We start from the raw sequence: 3,212 nt of genomic DNA, 5'->3' as shown, positions 1-3,212 counted from the left end.
AGGGTGATGGGTGGCTGGTCGTTGCTTGAGAACTACACAGTGGACGCGAGCATCTGTGGCCAAGTTTTTAAGGGCGCACGGTGGATGCCTTGGCACCAGGAACCGATGAAGGACGTGAGAGGCCGCGATAGGCCCCGGGGAGCTGCCAACTGAGCTTTGATCCGGGGGTGTCCGAATGGGGAAACCCGGCAGTCGTCATGGGCTGTCACCCACTGCTGAACACATAGGCAGTGTGGAGGGAACGCGGGGAAGTGAAACATCTCAGTACCCGCAGGAAGAGAAAACAACCGTGATTCCGGGAGTAGTGGCGAGCGAAACCGGATCAGGCCAAACCGTATGCGTGTGATACCCGGCAGGGGTTGCGCATACGGGGTTGTGGGAATTCTTTTGATCGGTCTGCCGGCCGGTCGGCGAGTCAGAAACCGTTGATGTAGTCGAAGGACATGCGAAAGGTCCGGCGTAGAGGGTAAGACCCCCGTAGACGAAACATCAGCGGCTTGCTTAAGAATCTCCCAAGTAGCACGGGGCCCGAGAAATCCCGTGTGAATCTGGCGGGACCACCCGCTAAGCCTAAATATTCCCTGGTGACCGATAGCGGATAGTACCGTGAGGGAATGGTGAAAAGTACCGCGGGAGCGGAGTGAAATAGTACCTGAAACCGTGTGCCTACAAGCCGTGGGAGCGTCGCGCATTGAGTTTACTCAATGCGTCGTGACTGCGTGCCTTTTGAAGAATGAGCCTGCGAGTTAGCGGTGTGTAGCGAGGTTAACCCGTGTGGGGAAGCCGTAGCGAAAGCGAGTCCGAATAGGGCGATTGAGTTGCACGCTCTAGACCCGAAGCGGAGTGATCTAGCCATGGGCAGGTTGAAGCGGAGGTAAGACTTCGTGGAGGACCGAACCCACCAGGGTTGAAAACCTGGGGGATGACCTGTGGTTAGGGGTGAAAGGCCAATCAAACTCCGTGATAGCTGGTTCTCCCCGAAATGCATTTAGGTGCAGCGTCACGTGTTTCTTGCCGGAGGTAGAGCACTGGATAGGCGATGGGCCCTACCGGGTTACTGACCTTAGCCAAACTCCGAATGCCGGTAAGTGAGAGCGTGGCAGTGAGACTGTGGGGGATAAGCTCCATGGTCGAGAGGGAAACAGCCCAGAGCATCGACTAAGGCCCCTAAGCGTACGCTAAGTGGGAAAGGATGTGGAGTCGCAGAGACAACCAGGAGGTTGGCTTAGAAGCAGCCACCCTTGAAAGAGTGCGTAATAGCTCACTGGTCAAGTGATTCCGCGCCGACAATGTAGCGGGGCTCAAGCGTACCGCCGAAGTCGTGTCATTGCAGCAATAGGGCCAACGCCCGCTGTGATGGGTAGGGGAGCGTCGTGTGCCGGGTGAAGCAGCAGCGGAAGCTAGTTGTGGACGGTTCACGAGTGAGAATGCAGGCATGAGTAGCGATACACACGTGAGAAACGTGTGCGCCGATTGACTAAGGGTTCCTGGGTCAAGCTGATCTGCCCAGGGTAAGTCGGGACCTAAGGCGAGGCCGACAGGCGTAGTCGATGGACAACCGGTTGATATTCCGGTACCCGCTTTGAAACGCCCAATATCGAATCCATTAATGCTAAGGCCGTGAAGCCGTTCCGGAGCCTTCGGGCAAAGGAAAGTGGTGGAGCCGCTGATCCAAGGTGGTAGTAGGTAAGCGATGGGGTGACGCAGGAAGGTAGTCCAGCCCGGGCGGTGGTAGTCCCGGGGTAAGGGTGTAGGCCGTGTGATAGGCAAATCCGTCACACATTAAGGCTGAGACCTGATGCCGAGCCGATTGTGGTGAAGTGGATGATCCTATGCTGTCGAGAAAAGCCTCTAGCGAGTTTCATGGCGGCCCGTACCCTAAACCGACTCAGGTAGTCAGGTAGAGAATACCGAGGCGTTCGGGTGAACTATGGTTAAGGAACTCGGCAAAATGCCCCCGTAACTTCGGGAGAAGGGGGGCCATCACTGGTGATCGGATTTACTCCGTGAGCTGGGGGTGGCCGCAGAGACCAGCGAGAAGCGACTGTTTACTAAAAACACAGGTCCGTGCGAAGCCGTAAGGCGATGTATACGGACTGACGCCTGCCCGGTGCTGGAACGTTAAGGGGACCGGTTAGTCACATTTCGGTGTGGCGAAGCTGAGAACTTAAGCGCCAGTAAACGGCGGTGGTAACTATAACCATCCTAAGGTAGCGAAATTCCTTGTCGGGTAAGTTCCGACCTGCACGAATGGCGTAACGACTTCTCGACTGTCTCAACCATAGGCCCGGTGAAATTGCACTACGAGTAAAGATGCTCGTTTCGCGCAGCAGGACGGAAAGACCCCGGGACCTTTACTATAGTTTGATATTGGTGTTCGGTTCGGCTTGTGTAGGATAGGTGGGAGACTTTGAAGCAGCCACGCCAGTGGTTGTGGAGTCGCCGTTGAAATACCACTCTGGTCGTGCTGGATGTCTAACCTCGGTCCGTGATCCGGATCAGGGACAGTGTCTGATGGGTAGTTTAACTGGGGCGGTTGCCTCCTAAAGAGTAACGGAGGCGCCCAAAGGTTCCCTCAGCCTGGTTGGCAATCAGGTGTTGAGTGTAAGTGCACAAGGGAGCTTGACTGTGAGACCGACGGGTCGAGCAGGGACGAAAGTCGGGACTAGTGATCCGGCAGTGGCTTGTGGAAGCGCTGTCGCTCAACGGATAAAAGGTACCCCGGGGATAACAGGCTGATCTTCCCCAAGAGTCCATATCGACGGGATGGTTTGGCACCTCGATGTCGGCTCGTCGCATCCTGGGGCTGGAGTCGGTCCCAAGGGTTGGGCTGTTCGCCCATTAAAGCGGTACGCGAGCTGGGTTTAGAACGTCGTGAGACAGTTCGGTCCCTATCCGCTGTGCGCGTAGGAATATTGAGAAGGGCTGTCCCTAGTACGAGAGGACCGGGACGGACGAACCTCTGGTGTGCCAGTTGTCCTGCCAAGGGCATGGCTGGTTGGCTACGTTCGGGAGGGATAACCGCTGAAAGCATCTAAGCGGGAAGCCTGCTTCAAGATGAGTATTCCCACCTCCTTGAGAGGGTAAGGCTCCCAGTAGACGACTGGGTTGATAGGCCAGATGTGGAAGCCCGGTAACGGGTGGAGCTGACTGGTACTAATAGGCCGAGGGCTTGTCCTCAGTTGCTCGCGTCCACTGTGTTAGTTCTGAAG

Annotated in this window: 1 rRNA gene; it reads left to right on the top strand. The window is 56.3% G+C overall.

The window, feature by feature from the left end:
• The first annotated feature begins 57 nt into the window (after positions 1 to 57).
• Positions 58 to 3,180: ribosomal RNA gene (locus ACFWAR_RS39125) — 23S ribosomal RNA — on the top strand.
• Positions 3,181 to 3,212 lie beyond the last annotated feature (32 nt).

Source organism: Streptomyces sp. NPDC059917 (genome assembly GCF_042730635.1).
Classification (GTDB): Bacteria; Actinomycetota; Actinomycetes; order Streptomycetales; family Streptomycetaceae; genus Streptomyces.
This window is presented reverse-complemented; position numbering and strand designations above follow the sequence as displayed.